The organism is Zobellia sp. OII3 (genome assembly GCF_002211465.1).
Taxonomy (GTDB): domain Bacteria; phylum Bacteroidota; class Bacteroidia; order Flavobacteriales; family Flavobacteriaceae; genus Zobellia; species Zobellia galactanivorans.
Window position 1 is genome coordinate 14,898 of the sequence record NZ_MWRZ01000018.1, and the last position, 16,090, is coordinate 30,987.

At 43.0% G+C, this 16,090-nt stretch carries 14 protein-coding genes; 9 read left to right on the plus strand and 5 right to left on the minus strand.

The features are described 5' to 3' along the window. The first annotated feature begins 3 nt into the window (after positions 1–3). The 5 genes from B4Q04_RS21705 (at position 4) to B4Q04_RS21730 (ending at position 6,456) form a co-directional block, all read left to right on the plus strand. The gene (locus B4Q04_RS21705; protein ID WP_088698087.1) at positions 4–4,131 is read left to right on the plus strand and encodes an RHS repeat-associated core domain-containing protein; all 4,128 of its coding nucleotides are present in this window, start codon (positions 4–6) and stop codon (positions 4,129–4,131) included. A 4-nt stretch (positions 4,132–4,135) separates the two neighbouring features. After that, positions 4,136–4,672, plus strand: coding sequence for an imm11 family protein (locus B4Q04_RS21710; protein ID WP_088698088.1), 537 nt, complete (start codon positions 4,136–4,138; stop codon positions 4,670–4,672). Positions 4,673–4,919: 247 nt separating this feature from the next. Beyond that, a complete protein-coding gene (locus B4Q04_RS23200) occupies positions 4,920–5,081 on the plus strand; it encodes an RHS repeat domain-containing protein (protein WP_088698089.1) in 162 nt (53 codons plus the stop codon). 54 nt (positions 5,082–5,135) lie between these two features. Beyond that, on the plus strand, positions 5,136–5,693 hold the full coding sequence (locus B4Q04_RS21720; RefSeq protein WP_088698090.1) for an REP-associated tyrosine transposase: 558 nt from the start codon (positions 5,136–5,138) through the stop codon (positions 5,691–5,693). A gap of 355 nt (positions 5,694–6,048) precedes the next feature. Then, positions 6,049–6,456: a hypothetical protein gene (locus B4Q04_RS21730; RefSeq protein WP_088698091.1), complete on the plus strand. Its 408-nt coding sequence runs from the start codon at positions 6,049–6,051 to the stop codon at positions 6,454–6,456. A gap of 100 nt (positions 6,457–6,556) precedes the next feature. Here the strand turns inward: B4Q04_RS21730 and B4Q04_RS21735 are convergent, their stop codons facing one another. Then, positions 6,557–7,624 (minus strand): family 16 glycosylhydrolase, encoded by a 1,068-nt coding sequence (locus B4Q04_RS21735; protein WP_013994707.1) that lies wholly within the window; start codon positions 7,622–7,624, stop codon positions 6,557–6,559. 1,041 nt (positions 7,625–8,665) lie between these two features. Here B4Q04_RS21735 and B4Q04_RS21740 point away from each other — a divergent pair. The 3 genes from B4Q04_RS21740 to B4Q04_RS21750 all read left to right on the plus strand — a co-directional run bounded on the left by B4Q04_RS21740 (position 8,666) and on the right by B4Q04_RS21750 (position 10,030). Beyond that, positions 8,666–9,022: a hypothetical protein gene (locus B4Q04_RS21740; protein WP_013994704.1), complete on the plus strand. Its 357-nt coding sequence runs from the start codon at positions 8,666–8,668 to the stop codon at positions 9,020–9,022. Further along, positions 9,023–9,505: a hypothetical protein gene (locus B4Q04_RS21745; RefSeq protein ID WP_013994703.1), complete on the plus strand. Its 483-nt coding sequence runs from the start codon at positions 9,023–9,025 to the stop codon at positions 9,503–9,505. Between the two features lie 129 nt (positions 9,506–9,634). Continuing rightward, positions 9,635–10,030: a hypothetical protein gene (locus B4Q04_RS21750; RefSeq protein ID WP_013994702.1), complete on the plus strand. Its 396-nt coding sequence runs from the start codon at positions 9,635–9,637 to the stop codon at positions 10,028–10,030. A gap of 96 nt (positions 10,031–10,126) precedes the next feature. On the opposite strand, the gene B4Q04_RS21755 is transcribed toward B4Q04_RS21750, so the two are convergent. The 4 genes from B4Q04_RS21755 to B4Q04_RS21770 all read right to left on the minus strand — a co-directional run bounded on the left by B4Q04_RS21755 (position 10,127) and on the right by B4Q04_RS21770 (position 14,137). After that, on the minus strand, positions 10,127–10,807 hold the full coding sequence (locus tag B4Q04_RS21755) for a metal-dependent hydrolase (RefSeq protein WP_013994701.1): 681 nt from the start codon (positions 10,805–10,807) through the stop codon (positions 10,127–10,129). Positions 10,808–11,468: 661 nt separating this feature from the next. Beyond that, entirely contained in the window at positions 11,469–12,110 is a 642-nt protein-coding gene (gene can, locus B4Q04_RS21760; RefSeq protein ID WP_088698093.1) for a carbonate dehydratase, read from the minus strand. 18 nt (positions 12,111–12,128) lie between these two features. Continuing rightward, positions 12,129–13,688 (minus strand): SulP family inorganic anion transporter, encoded by a 1,560-nt coding sequence (locus B4Q04_RS21765; RefSeq protein ID WP_088698094.1) that lies wholly within the window; start codon positions 13,686–13,688, stop codon positions 12,129–12,131. A 134-nt stretch (positions 13,689–13,822) separates the two neighbouring features. After that, a complete protein-coding gene (locus B4Q04_RS21770) occupies positions 13,823–14,137 on the minus strand; it encodes a hypothetical protein (RefSeq protein WP_088698095.1) in 315 nt (104 codons plus the stop codon). A 439-nt stretch (positions 14,138–14,576) separates the two neighbouring features. Here B4Q04_RS21770 and B4Q04_RS21775 point away from each other — a divergent pair, with 439 nt between their 5' ends. Then, positions 14,577–15,683: a DUF6920 family protein gene (locus B4Q04_RS21775; RefSeq protein ID WP_088698096.1), complete on the plus strand. Its 1,107-nt coding sequence runs from the start codon at positions 14,577–14,579 to the stop codon at positions 15,681–15,683. Positions 15,684–16,090: the final 407 nt, after the last annotated feature.

Consider the following 16,090-nt stretch of genomic DNA (forward strand, 5'->3'; position numbering starts at 1 on the left):
AATATGTTATTGGCCAATAAACATTTTACCCCCGTATTAGGAATCGATATCCATATCGTAATTCTGTTCGGTGTACCCGTACCCCTTCCCCATCCCTATATCGGTATGGTGATGGATGTTATGGATTATATCCCTTTTATGGGATCAACGGTCAATATCAACAACGTACCAAAAGGCAACAGTCAAACTTCTGGAGTTTTGGCCACCTTATTTCACATTCCTATGGGAGGCCCCTTCTTGATGGCGCCCATGATCGGCCATGACTCCGTTAACTTCTTCGGGAGTACAACGGTACATGCCGAAGATAATTTTATGTCTCCCGCAGGGTATATGGTCATGACCTGTAACGATATCGGAATCCCCCTGACCTTGGCACCTGGTAAAAAATTGCGCCCTATTCCTAGTTTCTACCTTCCCAGCTCCATGTCGATTCCTATGCCTATGGGGCAACCCGTTTTTGTGGGAGGTCCCTATGCCCCTGATTGGGCAGGCGTTATAACAGGGCTGATCATGTCGTATGGCATGGGAGGCCTTATGAAGAAAGTTGGGGGGAAATTCAAACGCGGACTGAAAAACGGAATGAAAAAATTGAACCATATGTTGCCTATGAACAAGGCGACAAAGGGCTTGAAAAAAAGCCTTTGTAAGTTTGGTTTTGAACCCATTGACCTGGTTACGGGCCGAATGGTCTATGAAGGTGAAGATTTTGTTCTTTCCGGCCCCATACCTATTAGATGGGAACGGAACTGGTACTCCGATTCAGAGTACGAAGGACTCATGGGTTATGGATTTTCCTGTAATTATGACCTGGGAATGCACATCAATACCCAAGACGGGAATATGGGACTAAGGCTCACCGACGGCAGACTTGCCGCCATGCCGATATTGAACATACCCGGCGAACAATACTATGACCGATCCGAAAAATTAACGCTTACCTATATTGATAAATACACCTACGAAGTAGAAGACCACGAAGAGCAGTTAACCTATACCTACAGCAAACGTACCCCTACCCTTTTTAAACCGACGGAGATTCGCAATCCTGAAGGGTTCACCGTTCAAATGAAATACAATTCGGCCAATGTCCTTACCCATATCGTTGACAGTGTGGGCAGAAACATTGCGTTGCGCTTAGACTCAAAACAAAGGGTTACCGAAATTACGGCGGAACATCGGGGAGAAACCAGAAAACTGGTTTCTTACGGATATAACAATGATGGCGACCTGATTCGAATCAGCGATGCCCTCGACCAGCCCACTCTGATGGAATACGAAAATCACCTGATGCTGAAAAAGACCGACCGAAACGGCCAGTCCTTTTATTGGGAATACGACGGAAACCAAACAGGTGCCAAATGTATCGCGACCCGAGGTGACGGCAATATTCTTTCAGGAACTTTGGAATATCACAAAGGATACAACATCATCACCAATTCCCTCGGGGAACAAAGTATCTATTATTTTAATGAATTGAATCTGTGCACCCAAGTCACCGATGCCATGGGCGGGCATATCTTCCATGAGTATACCGAATACATGGAACCCTATCGTGATATCGACGAAGAAGGCAATGCCACAGGATATAGCTATGACGAAAGGGGCAACTTGGTAGGCCTCCATCAGCCAGACGGTTCGACAACCACGTTCGTTTATGACGAAAAAGATAGGTTGGTCTTGACCAAATACCCTGTCGGAGGCTCGGTAATCCGTACTTTTAAAGAAGATCGCCTACATGCCGTTATTGACATGGATGGCGGGGTAACTTCCTTCGGATACAATGAAAAAGGATTGATAAACGAAGTACGCGATAATGCCGGAAATATTTCTTCCCTCGCCTACGATAAAGATTTTAACCTTTCTAAAATGGTACTGCCCAACAAAGCAGTAGCCACTTGGAAATACGATGCCTGGGGACGATGCCACCAAACAAAAAATGCGGCCGGACACGAACAGAACTTTATCTATGACGACCTCGACCGTGTACGTCAAGTGGTAGAACCCGACAACAATGCGATCCAACTAAAATACAACGCCTACGACGAAGTTGTAGAACTGCATCAAAAAAACGGAAAAGTAAAGTTCGAATACACCCCAATGGGAAGCCTTAAAATGCGCGAAGAACGCGGGCGAAAAGTATTCTTTGATTATGATACCGAAGAGCAACTACGTTATATCGATAACGAGCATGGGGAACGCTACCGTTTCAAACGCAATCCCAACGGACAGATCATTACCGAAATAGGCTTCGACGGCCTTACCCGCATGTACCAACGCGATCGCGCGGGAAAAGTTTACAGGGTAAACCGCCCTGGTGGCAAGTTTACCGAATATGAATACGACAACAATGGTAGAATTACGAGGGCCGAACACAGCGATGGTACATGGGAGACCTATAGTTACGACCGTAACGGTAATCTTATTGAAGCCGTTAACCAAAATAGTACCGTACAGCTCATTCGCGACAATGCAGGCCGTGTTATCGCCGAAAACCAAGACGGGCACCTTGTTGAAAGCACCTATGACAACTTAGGCAACCGGATACAAATCACCAGTAGTCTAGGCGCGGAAATTGACCTATTGCGAAACAAAATGGGCCAAATCGAAACGATGAACGCCCAAGTCTCCGATGCAGCGGCCGAGGAAAGCAAAGAGCATGGTTCCGCCCCACAGAAAAAGGCCGGAACCTGGTCCGCCAACTTCGCCTACAACAGTGTAGGCATGGAAATAGAACGCCTACTTCCGGGTGGAGTACGGGCCGAGATAGAATATGACGAAGCCGGGCGCCCCGTACGCCAAAAAGTTACCCGCGGCCGTAGTGAAATGCGCCACAGAACCTACAACTGGAGCGTGAACGATCGCCTTAAGGTAATGGTAGACCAATTGACCAAGGGACATGTTTCCTATACCCACGACCAGTTCGGTAATTTGGCCTCGGCCAAATACGAAAACCATGATATGGACTATAAGTTGCCCGATGAAGTGGGCAACCTTTATAGGAGCCAAGGCAAAAACGACCGTAAATACGGTGCAGGAGGGCAATTATTGCAAGATGGCCGTACCACTTTCAAATACGACGACGAAGGCAACCTCATTGAAAAACGTTCGCCGAACGGAACCGAAGTATACGATTGGTACGGCAATGGTATGCTACAAGCGGTAACCAAAACCAATGGAGAAAAGGTAGCATTTGAATACGACGCCCTAGGAAGGCGTACTGCCAAAAATGTAATACCGGCACGGGCCAAGTCGAGAAGCAGCATAACGCGCTTTATTTGGGACGGCAACGTACCGCTACATGAATGGAAGTACCCGCTAAAAGACCGCCCGGAATGGGTGGTAGATGAATGGGGCATGCTTACAAAAGATAAAGAAGAACCCGTTGAAAATTTGATTACCTGGGTATTTGACGAAGGCACCTTTAAGCCCGCCGCCAAGATTGTAGATGGCGAACACTTCAGTATCATCACGGATTACTTGGGTACCCCCGTTGAAATGTACAACGCTCAGGGCGCAAGAACTTGGGCAGTGGAGTATGATATTTACGGAAAAGTTCGTAAACTTGTTACAGGTTCTTTGGAAGATTGTCCGTTCCGTTACCAAGGGCAGTATGAGGACAGTGAAACTGGGTTGTATTACAACAGGTTTAGGTATTATTCGGCTGATGAGGGTGCATACATAAGTCAGGATCCTATTGGACTGGCTGGTGGAATGCCGAATATGTACGCATATGTTCATGATAGTAATTCTAGAATTGATGTTTTTGGCTTAAGAGATTGTAGCTCCGCAAAATTAGCTAAGAACTTAGAAGCTGCAGGAGATGTTCGTCCAAATAATACAGCTGCCCACCATATTGTAGGTAGCGGTAAAAAAGCGAAACCTGCAAATGATATTTTGAAAAAACACAATATAGATATTGATTCTTCACAAAATGGAGTATTCTTACCTAGAAAAGGAAGTGATGCACCAGGGCATTTACATTTGGGCAGGCATACCGATGCTTATTTAGAAGCCGTAAATAAAGATATTATAAGAGCAGATAAACTTGGAGGAAAACCAGCTGTTGAAAAACAATTAGCAAAAATAAAACAAGGGTTGTTAGATAAAAGTTATACGCCTTTACAGCATTGAAAAAATGAACTATTATAGAATAAAAACCATTGAAGGTTATGATTGGATTTGGTCTAAGGACATAGAACTGAGAAGATATGCACTAGATTTCGAAGGGAAACCTATGCATGAAAAATGGCAAGAAGTCAAGGTTGATTTTGTTGACAAAGGTAAAAGGGATTTCGATATTTGTGTTGCTACTTCTCCATTATTCATATTTAGTAAAAAAGCAGTTAATTTATTAGAAAATATCTTACTGAAATATGGTGAATTATTACCATTAAAATCTCCTGATGATAATTATGTAGCTTATCATTGTACAAATATCATTGAAAATTCTATAGACTTAGAAAAATCCGAAATTGATTGGTTAGATGAAAAAGAGGGTTGGATAAATAATGTTACAAAAATTGTATTTAAAAAAGAACTTATATCTGAAAATATTATTTTTAGGATACCTAGTACATACAGTGATGATACATTCTTTGGAGAAGAATTTAAACAGATAGTTGTGGATAATAATTTAAAAGGTTTCGGCTTCTCCCTATTAGATTTAGATTAATATCTAAGTCCTCCACCCGCTAGCGCTCGTTTGTAACGAGTGCCGTACTGAGTAAGAATAAACTAAAAACAAAGCTATCTAAATATTTGGATAGTTTTTGTATTTCTAAAAAATGGGCTTCTAGCAGAGTAAAATAAATTGTCGAGGAAGAAGCTACTTTTGAAATTCACACTAGCGGGTTTCAAGAATAAGAGAGAACTGGGACCGCACTAACCACGAACAGCACTAGCAGGCGGTCGAATATGATATTTACGGAAAAGTACGTAAACTTGTGGAAGGTTCTTTGGAAGATTGTCCGTTCCGTTATCAAGGAATGTACTTCGATGAAGAAACTGAACTTTGCTATAATAGGTACAGGTATTACAATCTCCCGCTAGCGCGGGTTTGTAACGAGTGCCGTTCAGAGTAAGAAACAACAAACTAAGCTATCTAAACATTTAGATAGCTTTTGTATTTTTAAACAATGAGTAGAAAGTACAAGTTTAAAAATCCAACAGCGGCCTATTTTGTTTCTTTTGCTACGGTATATTGGATAGATGTATTTACCAGACAAGAATATTTCAATATCCTACTGGAAAGTATAGACTATTGCAGAAAAGAAAAAGGCATGGATTTATATGCTTATTGTTTTATGCCTAACCATATACATTTAATTTTCAGGGATTCTAATGAAAATCCAATGAATCTATTAAGAGATTTTAAAAAACATACCTCTAAAAAAATCCTAAAAGCAATTCAGGAGAACCCTACCGAAAGTAGAAAAGAATGGTTACTATGGATGTTTGAAAGAGCTGGAAAACAAAAAGGAAATATATCTAAATATCAATTTTGGCAGCACAACAACAAGCCCATTGAACTATGGAGTACTGCCGTTATAAAACAAAAAATAGAATATATACATAGCAACCCGGTTGTTTCCGGATTTGTTTGCGACCCAATAGATTGGAAATACTCTAGTGCTAAAAATTTTGCAGATGACCATACGGTTCTAAAAATTGACGATATTGGTTTCTTAGAATAAAAAGCAACTGGGACGGCACTCGTTGCAAACGAGCGCTAGCGGGGGATGAAGAAGCTCTTTTTAAAGAAGTTGCCCTTGGTTTCTTATTTTTGGGGAATGAACAATGGAATTAGACCATACCCTAAACGGACTATTTGAAATGCCGATGCGTGTCGGAGCCGAACGAAATGGGATTGAAAAAAAAGGAATCCGTTTAGAACTTAAACCGAATCAACTAAACCGAAAAAATAACGATACACGAAGACTACACATAATGAATGGCCGGTTCGTGCCCCAGACTCCCCGGAGGACCGTTGGCAAAAAAACCGCTCATTGAAATGGATTAAAAAACCACAAGCTATCGCCCCATCAAATTATGACGACAAAAACCGAGGATTATTCCAGACAATTGAAGTATTTGATTATTTTAGGTAATGAGATTATTAAAGAGGACGGCATCTTTAGGGAAGGAGCATTTTTCACCAAGCTCCGGGACTTTATTTCCTTTTATAAAGAAATAAAACGATCACTTTCAAAAAATATCGAAGAGGAAAACAAACAAGAATTATCAAATTACACCATGGATTTACAGACGCAGTTGAAATTCGTGAACTATCAGTACCCTTCACTACCCGTATTTGTTTTGATGCTCGCTTTTCCTTTGTTTGCACTGGGATATTTTATACTAAAATATCGCTACGTAAAAAAAACAAAATCAAAGCTGAGAATTTTGCTGCAGAAACTTTCATCAATTCAGTTTATCGTCGAGAACAATAAGTATTAAAACCCCAACAATTTATAGGCCATGGCCATTTGAAACATTCGGTTTTAAGGGAGATTACAATAATTCGCCTTAACTTACCTCACATAGAAGTACAGGTGTTTTACAAATCTTCAAGTTGCCATACCCTAACCCAATCGAATTGGGTATATCTGTCTTCCAAAGGCCTGTTAAACCCCATGTCTTCCGCCGAAGTTTCCTCGATCCAATCATAAAAATTACTCGACATAATCAAACGCAAAGCTCCTTTAAACGGAATTACGGGAGTAATCGATTTTTCCAATTCACCATCGATATAAAAGTCGATTTTACTACCGTCGGCATGCCAATAGGCCGCGTAAATATGAAACTCATCTGAGTTTTTTTTGTCAAAGTTGGCTTTACCTCCCTTGGTCTGCCTATCCCCTATATTGTTACATGGGCTATTGTGTCTATGGGTGTTGTAGTGAAATATTCTATCCCAATTCGCATTTACCGCCCAATCATCCTTGGTCCATTCATCACCTAATTCGCCGGTAAAAACCCCAACACATTCTTGTATGTCTATCTCAAGGTTTTCTCCGTCATTCAAGTTTTCCCCGCACGGCTTTGTTTCCGTTTTTAGCCAAAAGGCCGCTGACATCGCCGTTTTACTGGCCCTCATTCTGGCCTCTATATAATATCCTGGCTCAGCCAAGGTCTTACCGTACACATAAGCTCCCCCATATCTACGTTGTGGGGGAGTATCGGTATTATCTTTCGGGGAATACTTGGGACTATCGAACTTTTCTCCTTCAATTCTTAGAAAGCCATTGCCGACACTTACATTATCCGCTTCAAAAAGAGACCTACTTCCCCCGTACCAACCTCTGTCTTGGCCATTCCAAATAAATTCAGGGGTCGGGCTCCATTTGGTCAAATCCAATTCACTATCGTTAAACTCGTCTGAAACACCTTCGACTTTTATCCATTTTTTATCATCGGGTTTGGGGTCTTGATCTGCTAAAAAAGTAGGTTGAAGGCCATCTATCCCATCTTCCTTATCCCGTTCTTCGCCTTGTCCCTTTTTCTCCCCCTGTTCTTGGGCCTGCTCCTGTTCCTCAACTTTATCTTTACCATTATCCCCCGAATTGCTACAGGCCATAATAGCTATTAAAAAAACCAAGGGTATACGTTTAAGTGTTTTAATCATAATTTTAGTTTTCCTCAAAATTAACCGGACCTAATGAAAATGAGTTGTCTAGATGATTTGAAGGCTAGGACATATGTTTTTTTCATTTTGCAGGTGTAGCACGTATGGGCGGCAAAGGTTGAAAAATCAACAAAATCTGGCACGAGCTGCCGATCAACAGCGCCCAAAACGGTATTGACCAACGAGCTCCTTGACATGAACAGATGGCTTCAAAAGTTTGTCCCTATTACAAATAGCATGCATTCCCCCACAATAGCTGGGAATTGCAAGGCTTATACATTTTATATACAAAATTTGGCCGCCCTAAAATCGATATCACATAAACCGGTAGCTTGTACATCGCATCGACCTAGGCCCGATAGGTCTTTATATTTTTTGGAGGAATAAAAAACACGAATAGCTTCAGCTGCTCGCACCCTTTGTAAAAATCATATGCAATTAAAGGAAATACAGAAAACGGACTTTAAAGTTTCCGGCCATCGGAATCAAAGGGCCTTTTTATATTTAAGGGTTCTAAATGTTGGATAGTTCTTGAAAAAATTCAAGAAATCAGAATGTCGGTCGATGTTTATTTTGATGTAAGGTTCTTTGAAAATCAAAAATTGGTTTTATCGAGAGCAATAGAAGAACCAGACCGGTAGTACGAACCGTATTCCCTCCCGCCTATAAAAAATTCGCTTACATTCCATTAAAAGGGAGAGAGGAAATAATCATTTTAGAGACAACCCAGAAAATAAAAAGCTCAGTTCACCGGGTTAACGGTAATATATTCAATTCTTCCTCTACCGCTAAATTCCCCCAAATAAACTTCCTTTTTTTAAACAGCCGGTACAGCAACTTTTTTATAAAAAACAAGGGATATGAAAGGTGGAATATGCCGAAGTAGGCCCAAAAGCAATTTTTATTTAATGCTTACGTTTTATGTAAGAAAATAAATATCCCCTTCATAAGGATTCGAAGTGAAGGGAACTGTATTGCCCCATATAACAGGCGATAAACGTACACTTATACAACATTATAAAATAGTTAAAACAAAAAAAGATGAAAAGACACTTATTGAGCCAGTATAATTCCCTAGAGGAAATTATGGAATTCCTAAAGACCAAAACCGATTTGACCTTATCTATCGTACAAGATCAATGGGTAACTGACGGGTCTTTATCGATTACCCCTGGCAAAAAATGTATTCTCGTTAAAAAGAGTGCTACGGCCGGCGCTAAGATCAACCTATTGGAGTCGAGCATAGTCGATGTTCATCCTGTGCCACCAAGTACTTTTGTCAATAATATGACACAAAGGGGCATACTGGCCATTGTTGTACATATGATCATATCCGGTTCTCAAAATAAGGTGGCCGAAGAAGTCGAAAAACTCTTACTTGAAATACAAAAGGACTAAATGGAACAAAAACTATTTATATACAAAAGCAAGTTTTCGTATTGGACCTTCTTACCGCCCTTTGTTTTTTTGGGTATAGCTTTTTACTGCTATCAATATGACCTCAATATCGCCTATAAAGGCAGAAACATACTTGAATCGCCCAATAGTTACTATGTAGCGGGAACTATTTCTCTTTTGCTGCTGGTATATTCAATTTATAAATTCAAACAATATAAAGATTCGATTGAAAATAGTAGTAACATTAAAATCAGTAAAAACGGTCTGGTCTTTCCTCATAAAAAATCAACGCTTAGTGTTGATTTCAAAGATGTATCCGAACTATATGTAAAAGATAGTTCAGATGATGGGGAATCTGTTATCATTTACTCTGACAACGGAAAAAATAGATATGAATTTTTTCACGATTACTTTGAATCTACTGAAAAATACCTAGAATTTAAGACCACTATAGAAAAGTCCGTACCCCTTGTAGAAGCTTGATCGCATTCCGATTACGCATCATTCTACCAAGAACCCTTTATATTCCCAAGGAAACGCTTTGGCCCGATAAGCCTAAATTACTTTCCTTGGAACAATAGAAGAAAACCGAGCCATTTTACCAAGGAAGATATGATTTTACCCTTATTATTCGGAGTTGGATCACTCATCTGGGGCGGAATACATTTCAGAAAGTATTTCCTCTTCATCACTGGAATTAAAATGAAGGGAACGGTCACCAAAGCGGAGTATAAGGAACAGGGTATAGGAAGAAGAAAAGTGCACATGACGGAAATCACCTATAGGTATGAAGTCAACGGCAAGGAATATACCCATACGGAAATAAGCGACGAAGAAAAACACCTGTTCAAACCCCAATCCATGAAAGGCGAATCTATAGCCCTTATGGTTTGGAAAAAATCGCCGGAAATCTCAACATGTCGATCGTCCGGCCATTATTTAAAGAGTAGCATATTTTTTCTAGTAATCGGACTCCTATCGACTTTGGTTGGCATAGCAGGTATGTAGAAAAACAATCGCCCCATGTACATAAACAGGGGCACAATGGAATAAAAAGGCCCGAAAATCAAGATTTTCGGGCCTTTTTTATATGATAAGAGTCGATTAGATCGTAATGGACTCCCCTACTTCCAACAGCAACAATTCCTTTTCGGCCCTTTTAAACTTTTCTTGGGCCGCCCCATGGTCGATTTTTATAAAGGGAAAAGAGTCGTAATGCACGCCTATGACGCGATTGCATTCTACAAAATCGCTGGCAGTAATGGCATCGTCCACCCCCATGGTAACCACGTCACCGACCGGAAGGACGGCCAGGTCTATTTTCGCATATTGGGGTATCAGTTTCATATCCATGGTCAATGCGGTATCTCCCGCAACATAGATGCTCTTGCCTTGGTGGGTAAACACAAATCCGCCAGGGTTGCCACCATAGCTCCCATCGGCAAAACTGCTGGAATGTATGGCGTTTACGTATTTTACCCTGCCAAAATCAAAATCGCGTATGCCGCCGATATTCATGGGCATGGCCTCTAGCCCCTTTTCGGCGTAATGGCTATAGATCTCAAAATTACTTACAATGGTTGCACCGGTGTTTTGGGCAATGGCTTCGGCATCGAGGGTGTGATCGTAGTGGGCATGCGTCAAGAAAATATAATCGGCCTTAAGCTGCATAATATCTACCTTGTCTTTTGCCAGGTCGTTTTCCGTAATAAAAGGGTCGACGATAATATGCTTGTTTCCTATTTCCAAGGCCAGACAATTGTGGCCGTAATGTGTGATTTTCATAGATACAGTTTTAAAAATGGGAATGAAATTACTAAGGGAAATATATTTTTCCAACCCCAAGGAAGCAAATAATACAAATCGACCGTAAAGAAAAGGCATTTCAAAAGCTTGGTAATACGTAAATATCGGGCTATCTTTAGGTCTAGGTTATATCGGTCATCTTTATGTCAATTTTTGATATGGAATCCAATAAATTGAAAATCATCTTTCCGAAATAACGGGCACCCGCGAGTGTGCCTGCAAACATCCTATATACCTTATTGAACATTTCTCCCGTCCCATTTCGTATTGGGTCGGACTACTCGTTATGGAAAAAATCGAACCACATATAGGATGCCTTCGTGGTCTATTTTGTAATGATTAAAACTATTCCTATGGCTGCGCCTAAAAAAAAGCGTTCTAAAGCAGAATTAAAAGCAAAAAAGCAAGAGAAGATTCTTCAACGCATGGAAGAAAAAAAGATGAAGAAGCGTAAATCAAGAGTGTAAGCTAGCGCTTATAAAAGACCCGCAAACGATGTGTTGTGGGTCTTTTTGTTTAGTCCGGGTTTAAGGCTTAAAAAACGGCCATTGCTTCTTATGACCAATCCCCCGCTTCAACAGTTGCCGTGCAGGCTTTGAAGAATAAAGGGCCGGGAGGGGTCCACCTCCCGGCCCCTATTTTAAACGGCCGCCAGCCTGTAGAATTCCTCCAGTTGCGAGTTACAGCTAAAATTAACGTCCAGGTCCTTTACGATTCCCGTTCCCACTCCGTAGACCCAACCGTGAAGGTTAAGGTCTTGCCTTCTTTCCCATGCACTTTGAACGATCGACGTTTTTGCCAGGTTATACACCTGCTCCATGGTATTGTATTCGACAAGGCGGTCAAAAAGTTCGGTCTCGTCCTCTATTTTACCCAGGTCGTCTTGGTGCTGCCTGTACACGTCCCTGATGTTGCGGATCCAATTGTCGACCAGGCCGTAGGACTTATTGCCCAGGGCGGCCTGTACCCCACCGCATCCGTAATGCCCGCAGACGATAACGTGTTTTATCTTAAGAACGTTTACGGCATAGTCGAGCACACTGAGCATGTTCATATCGGAATGCACCACCATATTGGCGATGTTCCGGTGCACAAAGACCTCCCCCGGCTGCGCGCCGATAATCTCATTGGCCGGCACGCGGCTGTCGGAACATCCGATCCACAGCAATGGGGGTTGTTGGCCCTTTTCGAGCCGTTTAAAAAATTCCGGGTCAAGGTCCAATTTCGATTGTACCCATGCCTTATTGTTTTCGATCAAGCTTTTATAGAAGTCCGGTTTCATAGTTTTTCTTTTTTGGTATCAATGTTGCAATTGAAACACCCGGTGTCCGAAGTATTCCCTAAAACTCTTCGGGTTCTCGAGGGTTTCGTTTTCCGCGATCATTTTAATATTAATGTCATTGTTCTTCGCCTTTACCGAGAACTCGTCCAAATACTCCAGGATATCGTAGTCGAGCACCTTGGTCTTTCTAAAATCCAATTCGAGGTAAGCCCCCTTTTCAAGGGCGTCCAACTCCTTGATAATGCGCCCCTTGTTAATAAAGGTCACCTCTTCGGCAAAGTTGATGTGAAAAAGGTTCTTCTTCCCCTGGTACTCCTTTAAGAGCAATTGGTGCGAGTTGTAGTACGACTTTAAAAGAACGGTGATCAAGCCCACGGTCAGTCCGATCATTATCCCCTTTAACAAATCTGTAGACACAATGCCCACTACCGTTACGATAAAGGGAATGAACTGGGTCTTGCCCAATTTGTACATCTGGACAAAGGACTTGGGCTTGGCCAGCTTGTAACCGATTATTAGCAGTACGCTGGCCAAAACGGCCTGTGGTATCAGGTTCAACAAGGTGGGTATGGCAATTACGCTCAACAGGATCAAGAAACCGTGCATAATGGCCGACAGTTTGGTCACCGCCCCGCTCATTACATTGGCCGTACTGCGAACCACCACCTGGGTTATGGGGATACCGCCGATCAGGCCCGAAACGGCATTTCCGACCCCTTGGGCAACCAGCTCCTTATTGGTGGGCGTCTGCCGCTTAAGGGGGTCGAGTTTATCGGAGGCCTCAACGCTCAACAAGGTCTCCAAACTGGCAACGATGGCAATGGTAAAGGCCGTTACGTAGACATCGCCCTGGGTCAGGGCCGAAAAATCGGGAAAGGTAAACTGCCCTATAAAAGACGCCACCCCATCGGGAACCGGCACGCTTACCAACTGGTTTTCATGAAGGGCGAAGAAGCCCGACTGCCCCAAGGTAACGTAGATGACAATCCCCACGACCACGGCGATCAAGGGAGCCGGGACAAGCTTGAATATTTTATTCCTTTTCGCCAAGATACCGTCCCAGAGCAACAAGATGCTCAAGGATATAAAGGTGACGAAGAGGGCCCCGGGCGTAATCTGGTCGTGGAGTCCGCTAAAATCGATCCGATCCGTGTTTACATCGCCGGTAAAGCCGAAAGCCAACGGTATCTGTTGAACAAAGATCATGATCCCTATCGCGCTCAGCATTCCCTTGATGACGGCCGAGGGAAAATAATAGCCGATCACACCGGCGCGAAAAACGCCCAGTGCTATTTGAATGATCCCCGCCAAGATTACAGAAACGAGAAAGAGCTCGTAACTGCCCAGGTCGTTTATGGCATTATAGACAATGACCACAAGGCCGGCTGCGGGCCCGCTTACCCCGATCGAGGAACCCGACAGGTAGCCCACAACGACCCCTCCGACCACCCCGGCGATAAGACCGGCAAAGGGAGGTGCCCCACTGGCCAGGGCCACACCTAAACATAATGGCAATGCGACAAAGAAAACCACAAGACTTGCCGGAAAGTCTTTTCTCCAGTGTTTAAATAAACTCATACTATATAGATTTGTAGTATACACGCCGTAGATCATCTGGGACCCATGCGGTACAGACAGCGCGTATGATTGCTAATTAAGGATGTTGAACAAATACCGATAGCCGCCCCATAGGCGGTATGGCAAGGTGAGTATCAGGCGATATGTTCAGGAGGAGGGGTGGGCTGGGATGCCCCAAGGGTTTGGACATCGCAATCCAAATCAGCGACAATTTGGGACCGGCCCCCATCCAAAAAAGTATCGGGCAGCAGGCTTTGCCCCAGGGGAATATCAAAGTCGATGACATCCTCATCGATATCGGAATCCGTATCGTTCGGGTTATCGTGATGCTCCAACTCCATCGAAACAAAGGCAGCATCGTCATTGGACACCACGATTTCCTGAACCAGTCCCATGACGAAAACAACAGCTAAAAAAACAAACTTAAGGGCCTTATTTTCGATTATCATATTTTAAGCAAAACAACATATTTGTTGAATTATCGATAGTAAAGTTAGGGTTACGAAAAACAAAATTCATCAAAATACTGTTAAAGGGAATGTTAATTGAAAAATTCGTAAAATCATATCTTCGTTTTTAAACATACCCTTATAATTTGAACCCAGATAATTCAAATTTTACAAAATTTACACCCCACCCCCATTAAAACAATGGCCATATACAAACAAACAGACCCCACCTACCCTTGCACCCCCACCCTACAAAGGGGACATTTTCGGGTACATCTCACCCAAGCGCCAGTAAAAAAGAAGGGCGGTTCGATCGGGCCACCGAATAAAAACCAAAGAATTTCAGTATCTTCTTTTCTGAATCGGCAAAGGTTGCCCCCTCCCCCGCCCTTTACCATACCAAGTATTTTTTATGGCCTGGGCCACAAAGCACACAATCATGCGCATCGTTTTCGTCCTACTACTAATTTTACACGGCCTTATTCACTTGTTCGGTTTCTTAAAGGCCTTTGGCCTTTCGGAGTTCAATGCCATTCAGCAGCCCATTTCAAGACCTATGGGACTGCTATGGCTGCTGGCCTTTGTACTGTTCGGCCTTACCGCCCTACGCTACCTTAAGCCTTCGGAACTTTGGTGGATCTTTGGCTTCTTGGCCGTAGTACTCTCCCAGTTTTTGATCATCTCCTTTTGGGCCGATGCCAAGTTCGGCACCCTGTTCAATGTGGTCGTCCTCGCCGTCGCCCTAGCGGGTTACGGGTCCTTTGCCTTCCGCAAGAAGGTACACCGCGAAACCCGGGAAATGCTTTCACAGGCCCATTCGTTACAAAAAGCACCCGTTTCGAAGGAGATGGTTTCAGAAATGCCGCCCGTGGTTCAAAAATGGCTGTTGAACAGCGGGACCATCGGCAAGGAACCGGCGGGCACCGTATACCTGCAACAAGACCTGCAGATGCAGATGAAGCCCGGACAAAACGATTGGATCCACGCCAGGGCCGAGCAGTATTTTACGGCACAACCTCCCGCCTTTAATTGGTCGGTACGCCTAAAAATGAATCCGATCCTAGCCTTGGCCGGACGCGACAAATTTGAAAACGGAAAGGGGGAAATGAGCATCAAACTGTTCTCCCTCTTTTCTATGGTGGACGCCAAGAACAATGCAAAAACAAATGAGGCCACCTTGCAAAGGTATCTGGCCGAAATCGTCTGGTTTCCGTCTAACGCCCTGCAAAACTATATTACCTGGGAGCCCATAGACGGCACTTCGGCCAAGGCGACCATGCGGTACAAGGGCACCCAGGGTTCGGGGGTCTTCCATTTCGATGAAAATGGGAACTTTGTAAAGTTCACCGCCATGCGCTACAAAGACGCCCAAGATACACGTCCTACCGAATGGACGGTCACCGCCATCAAGACCGAAAGGCACCAAGGCATAAAAATACCGGTGGAACTGAAGGCGGACTGGAAGCTGGGCGGTACCACATGGACCTGGCTAAAGGTGAAGATCAGGAAGGTGGAGTACCCTCTTCCGCAAAACACCAAAAATTAGCTTTACGGATGCCTTGGCCTAGCTCGGTCCGTGGTTTTTTGTTAAATTTAAGCCGTACAAAGATTACTTTCCCCCGGTACGAATCGAATTTAAAGGTAAGGTTAGAAAGTCCCACCTGATTATTTTGTATATCACTTAATTGAATATACGAGTTTTGATATACAAAATGAATACTTATAATTTACACAGAATGGATTGATATACCGACAACTAAGGGATTTTATTATATTTATCGGGCAGTATAGAAACTTGTATATGAAGTGATTTAAACTTTTTTTGGATCGAAAGATAGGGCTACGGACATTTGTGTTACCACACGCAAATACCATAGCCCATGTACAAAGTACTTGACAAAGATACCATAGAATTGGAGATAGTCCCACATATACCTTTACCGAAAAGGGGTT

Bases quoted from the DNA above. Each gene is read 5' to 3' on its own strand.
- B4Q04_RS21705 (WP_088698087.1), top strand. From the start codon at position 4: ATGTTATTGGCCAATAAACATTTTACCCCCGTATTAGGAATCGATATC.
- B4Q04_RS21710 (WP_088698088.1), top strand. From the start codon at position 4,136: ATGAACTATTATAGAATAAAAACCATTGAAGGTTATGATTGGATTTGG.
- B4Q04_RS21720 (WP_088698090.1), top strand. From the start codon at position 5,136: ATGAGTAGAAAGTACAAGTTTAAAAATCCAACAGCGGCCTATTTTGTT.
- B4Q04_RS21730 (WP_088698091.1), top strand. From the start codon at position 6,049: ATGACGACAAAAACCGAGGATTATTCCAGACAATTGAAGTATTTGATT.
- B4Q04_RS21735 (WP_013994707.1), bottom strand. From the start codon at position 7,624: ATGATTAAAACACTTAAACGTATACCCTTGGTTTTTTTAATAGCTATT.
- B4Q04_RS21740 (WP_013994704.1), top strand. From the start codon at position 8,666: ATGAAAAGACACTTATTGAGCCAGTATAATTCCCTAGAGGAAATTATG.
- B4Q04_RS21745 (WP_013994703.1), top strand. From the start codon at position 9,023: ATGGAACAAAAACTATTTATATACAAAAGCAAGTTTTCGTATTGGACC.
- B4Q04_RS21750 (WP_013994702.1), top strand. From the start codon at position 9,635: ATGATTTTACCCTTATTATTCGGAGTTGGATCACTCATCTGGGGCGGA.
- B4Q04_RS21755 (WP_013994701.1), bottom strand. From the start codon at position 10,807: ATGAAAATCACACATTACGGCCACAATTGTCTGGCCTTGGAAATAGGA.
- can (WP_088698093.1), bottom strand. From the start codon at position 12,110: ATGAAACCGGACTTCTATAAAAGCTTGATCGAAAACAATAAGGCATGG.
- B4Q04_RS21765 (WP_088698094.1), bottom strand. From the start codon at position 13,688: ATGAGTTTATTTAAACACTGGAGAAAAGACTTTCCGGCAAGTCTTGTG.
- B4Q04_RS21770 (WP_088698095.1), bottom strand. From the start codon at position 14,137: ATGATAATCGAAAATAAGGCCCTTAAGTTTGTTTTTTTAGCTGTTGTT.
- B4Q04_RS21775 (WP_088698096.1), top strand. From the start codon at position 14,577: ATGCGCATCGTTTTCGTCCTACTACTAATTTTACACGGCCTTATTCAC.